Annotated in this window: 5 protein-coding genes; 2 read left to right on the forward strand and 3 right to left on the reverse strand. The window is 64.4% G+C overall.

All coding sequences use genetic code 11. The annotated features are described in order from the left end of the window. Together QZ609_RS24885 and QZ609_RS24890 are read left to right on the forward strand one after the other, a co-directional pair. The coding region (locus QZ609_RS24885; RefSeq protein WP_295500642.1) for a YceI family protein at positions 1–477 on the forward strand (477 nt) is incomplete at its 5' end. Positions 478–519: 42 nt separating this feature from the next. Beyond that, positions 520–1116 carry a YceI family protein gene (locus QZ609_RS24890; RefSeq protein ID WP_295500645.1) on the forward strand — a complete coding sequence of 199 codons (597 nt, stop codon included), beginning with the start codon at positions 520–522 and terminating at the stop codon, positions 1114–1116. 86 nt (positions 1117–1202) lie between these two features. On the opposite strand, the gene secF is transcribed toward QZ609_RS24890, so the two are convergent. From secF to yajC, 3 genes are all read right to left on the reverse strand, one after another. Continuing rightward, positions 1203–2171 (reverse strand): protein translocase subunit SecF, encoded by a 969-nt coding sequence (gene secF / locus QZ609_RS24895; RefSeq protein WP_295500648.1) that lies wholly within the window; start codon positions 2169–2171, stop codon positions 1203–1205. Between the two features lie 77 nt (positions 2172–2248). Beyond that, positions 2249–4135: a protein translocase subunit SecD gene (gene secD, locus QZ609_RS24900; protein WP_295500651.1), complete on the reverse strand. Its 1887-nt coding sequence runs from the start codon at positions 4133–4135 to the stop codon at positions 2249–2251. A 112-nt stretch (positions 4136–4247) separates the two neighbouring features. After that, a partial coding sequence (gene yajC, locus QZ609_RS24905; RefSeq protein ID WP_295500654.1) for a preprotein translocase subunit YajC occupies positions 4248–4520 on the reverse strand: 273 nt, incomplete at its 5' end.

The raw sequence follows: 4520 nt of genomic DNA on the forward strand, positions 1-4520 counted from the left end.
GCCGCCAAGAGCAGCGTCACCGCCACCGGCAAGCAGCTCGGCGTGCCGATGGACATCAAGTTCGGCAAGTTCGATGCCGCCGTGACCTACAACCCGGCCAATGTCGCGGCGTCGACCGCCAAGGTTGATATCGACGTCACCAGCGTCGACGTGGGCAGCAAGGAATACAACGACGAACTGAAGAAGAAGGACTGGTTCGACGCCGCCAAGTATCCCAAGGCAACCTTCGTGTCGTCGGCCTTCAAGGCCGGTGCCGGCGGCAAGGTGGATGTAGTCGGCAAGCTGACCATCAAGGGTGTCACGCAGGACGTGACCGCGCCCGTCACCTTCAAGCAGGACGGCGCCAATCAAGTGTTCGAAGGCGCGCTGCCGATCAAGCGCAACGCGTTCCACGTCGGTGATGGCGAATGGAAGGACACGTCCGTCGTCGCTGACGACGTGACCATCAAGTTCCGTGTCGTCATCGCCAAGAAGTAATCCGCAGGTCTTTTTTCCCGCCCCTTATTTGCAGGAGTTCTCATGAAATTGCGTACCCTCGTTGCTGCCCTGTCCGCCGTTGCCGCTACCGCCGCGTTTGCCGCACCGTCCACGTACCAACTGGACCCGACCCACACCTACCCGAGCTTCGAAGCCGACCACATGGGCGGCCTGTCGAAGTGGCGCGGCAAGTTCGAGAAGTCCAGCGGCACCGTCACGCTGGATCGCGCCGCCAAGACCGGTACCATCGACGTGGCCGTGCAGACCGACAGCATCGACTTCGGCCTGACCAAGATGAACGAGCACGCCAAGAGCGCTGACCTGTTCGACGTGGCCAAGTACCCGACCGCCACCTTCAAGGGCACCTTCACCAAGTTCAAGGGCGACGTGCCGACCGAAGCCGAAGGCCAGCTCACGCTGCACGGCGTGACCAAGCCGGTCAAGATGGAGATCGACGCGTTCAAGTGCATGCCGCATCCGATGCTCAAGCGTGAAGTGTGCGGCGCCGATGCCGAGATGAAGTTCAACCGTGACGAGTTCGGCCTGGACTACGGCAAGGCCTACGGTTTCAACATGGAAACCAAGCTGCGCATCCAGGTCGAAGGCCTGAAGCAGGACACCAACGTCGCGCAGCAATAAGCGCAACGCCCAAAGAAAAAGCCCCGCAGTTGCGGGGCTTTTTTGTTGCCCAAAGGATGAAGCCTCAGGGCAGGGAAGGGCGGTCGTCAGACCTGCGCGCCGAAGTTCGGATCGTCGTTCGGGCCGGTGGCCTTCTTCTCGCCCTTGATCAGGTCTTCGCGCTTGACGCCCAGCCACATGCACAGCGCAGCCGCCACGAACACCGACGAGTAGATGCCGAACAAGATGCCGATGGTCAGCGCCAGCGCAAAGTAGTGCAGCGTCGGGCCGCCGAACACCAGCATCGACAGCACCATCATTTCGGTCGAGCCGTGGGTGATGATGGTCCGCGAGATGGTGCTGGTGATGGCGTGGTCGATCACCTCGTGCGTGTTCATCTTGCGGTACTTGCGGAATGCCTCGCGAATCCGGTCGAAGATCACCACCGATTCGTTCACCGAGTAGCCCAGCACCGCCAGCACGCCGGCCAGCACGGAGAGCGAGAACTCCCACTGGAAGAACGCGAAGAAGCCCAGGATGATGACGATGTCGTGCAGGTTGGCGATGATGCCGGCCACCGCAAACTTCCACTCGAAGCGGATCGACAAGTAGATGACGATGCCGACGATCACGAACAGCAGCGCCAGCAGGCCGTCGGTGGCGAGTTCCTTGCCGACCTGCGGGCCGACGAATTCCACGCGCTGCAGCTTGACGTCGGGGCTGGCGGCGGTCAGCGCCGTCATGACCTGCTGGCTCTGTACGGCCGAGGCGATGGGCTTGCCGTCCGGGCCGTTCTTGAGCGGTAGGCGGATCATCACGTCGCGCGAGGTGCCGAAGTTCTGCACCTGGGCGTCGGCGTAGCCGAGCTGCTCGACGCTGGCGCGGACCTTCGGCAGGTCGGCGGCCTGGGTGTAGGCGACTTCCATCACCGTGCCGCCGGTGAATTCCACCGACAGGTGCAGCCCCTTGTGGAACAGGAAGAAGACAGCAGCGATAAACGTCAGGAACGACACGGCGTTGAAGATCAACGCGTGCTTCATGAACGGAATGTCGCGGCGTATGCGGAAAAACTCCATGGTCTGCCCTTTGTGGCAACCGGCCCGAAGGTGCGGGGCCGGTGCCGGTTATGCGAGGTTCAGTAGTTCGGTCGGTCTTACTGCTGCTGGGCCGGCGGCGTCTGCGTATTGCCCGGCTTCCACACTTGGCCGATGGCCAGGCCCTGCAGCTTCTTGCGGCGCCCGTACCAGAGGTTCACGAGGCTGCGGTTGAAGAACACCGCCGAGAACATCGACGTCAGAATGCCCAGGCAGTGCACCACGGCAAAGCCGCGCACCGGGCCCGAACCGAAGGCCAGCAGCGCCAGGCCGGCAATCAGCGTCGTCACGTTCGAGTCCAGGATGGTCGCCCAGGCACGTTCGAAGCCGGCGGCGATCGCCATCTGCGCCGAGGCGCCGTTGCGCAGTTCTTCGCGCACGCGCTCGTTGATCAGCACGTTGGCGTCGATGGCCATACCGAGCGCCAGCGCGATGGCGGCGATACCCGGCAGCGTGAGGGTGGCCTGCAGCATCGACAGCAGCGCGATCAGCAGGAACACGTTCACGCCCAGCGAGATGACCGAGAACGCGCCGAACAGCATGTAGTACAGCACCATGAACACCGAGATGGCGAGGAAGCCATACAGCGCCGAATCGAAGCCCTTCTTGATGTTGTCGGCACCCAGCGACGGGCCGATGGTGCGCTCTTCGATGATCTCCATCGGCGCGGCCAGCGAACCGGCGCGCAGCAGCAGCGCCAGGTCGGCGGAGGCTTCGGTCGAGCCGCTGCCCGTGATCTGGAAGCGCGAGCCCAGCTCGGACTGGATGGTGGCCACCGTCAGCACCTCGCCCTTGCCCTTCTCGAACAGCACGATGCCCATGCGCTTGCCGATGTTGTCGCGCGAGACGTCGCGCAGCATGCGGCCGCCCTGGCCGTCGAGCGTGATGTCGACCGACGGGTTGTGGTTCTGGTCGAAGCCGGCCGAGGCGCTGGTGATGCGGTCACCCGTGAAGATCACCTGCTTCTGCAGCAGCACCGGGGCGCCGTGGCCTTGCGTGAACAGCTCGTCGCCCAGCGGCACCGGGTCGCCCGGGCGCGGGATGCCGGTCACGTTGGGGTCGGCCATGCGCGCTTCCAGCGTGGCGGTGCGGCCGATGATGTCCTTGGCCTTGGCGGTGTCCTGCACGCCCGGCAGCTGCACCACGATGCGGTCCTGACCCTGCTGCTGGATCACCGGCTCGGACACGCCGAGTTCGTTCACGCGGTTGTGCAGCGTGACGACGTTCTGCTTGACGGCGTTGTCCTGCACTTCCTTCATCGCAGCGGCGGTGAAGGTGGCCGTGAGCGTGGCGCCGTCGGCGGTCTTGTCGACGTTGTAGGCCAGCTCGCGCGTGCTGTCGGACAGCAGGGTGCGGGCGCGGTCGGCGTCGTCGGGGTTGTTGAACTTGATGCTGAGGGTGGTGCCGCTGCGGTCGATGCCGCTGTGGCGGATACCCTTGTCGCGCAGTTGCGTGCGGATGTCGCCGGCCAGCGAGTCGAGCTTCTTGGTCAGCGCGCCGTTCATGTCGACCTGCAGCAGGAAGTGCACGCCGCCGCGCAGGTCCAGGCCCAGGAACATCGGCAGGGCATGCATCGAGGTCAGCCAGCGCGGCGAGCCCGACAGCAGGTTCAGCGCGACGATGTAGGTCGGATCGGTCGGGTCGGTGTTCAGGCCGCGGGCCAGCACGTCCTTGGCCTTGAGCTGGGTGTCGGTGTCGGCAAAGCGCACGCGCACGCTGCCGGAGGTGCCGTTCTGGTCGAAGAACACGCCGTCCGGCTGCAGGTTGGCCGCGGCGAGGAGGCCCTCGACCTGCTGTTGCACGGCCAGGTCGACCTTGACGGTGGCCTTGCCCGACGACACCTGCACGGCGGGCGCTTCACCGAAGAAGTTCGGCAGCGTATAGAGGAACCCAATGGCAAGCGCCACCAGGATCACAAGGTATTTCCAGAGCGGATAGCGATTCATCTTGGAAGGCGGTGAGGCGGCGCCGGAGGCGTTGGCGCGGAGGAATACTCAGGATAGGCGCTGCCTGGGGTTCCGGCGCCTGCGCAGGACGCGCGGCGCCGGACAAGCCGGATTACAGCGACTTGAGCGTGCCCTTGGGCAGCACGGTCGACACGGCGCTCTTCTGCACGGTGATCTCGGTGTTGGGGGCGATTTCCACGGTGACGTACTGCTCAGCCACCTTGGTCACCTTGCCCAGAATGCCGCCAGCGGTGACGACTTCGTCGCCCTTGGCCAGCGCTTCGAGCATGGACTTGGTCTCTTTCTGGCGCTTCATCTGCGGGCGGATCATGATGAACCACAGCACCACGAACATCAGGATGATGGGCAGGAAGCTCATCAGGCC

Origin of the sequence: uncultured Ralstonia sp., assembly GCA_913056305.1 — a bacterium.
Classification (GTDB): Bacteria; Pseudomonadota; Gammaproteobacteria; order Burkholderiales; family Burkholderiaceae; genus Ralstonia.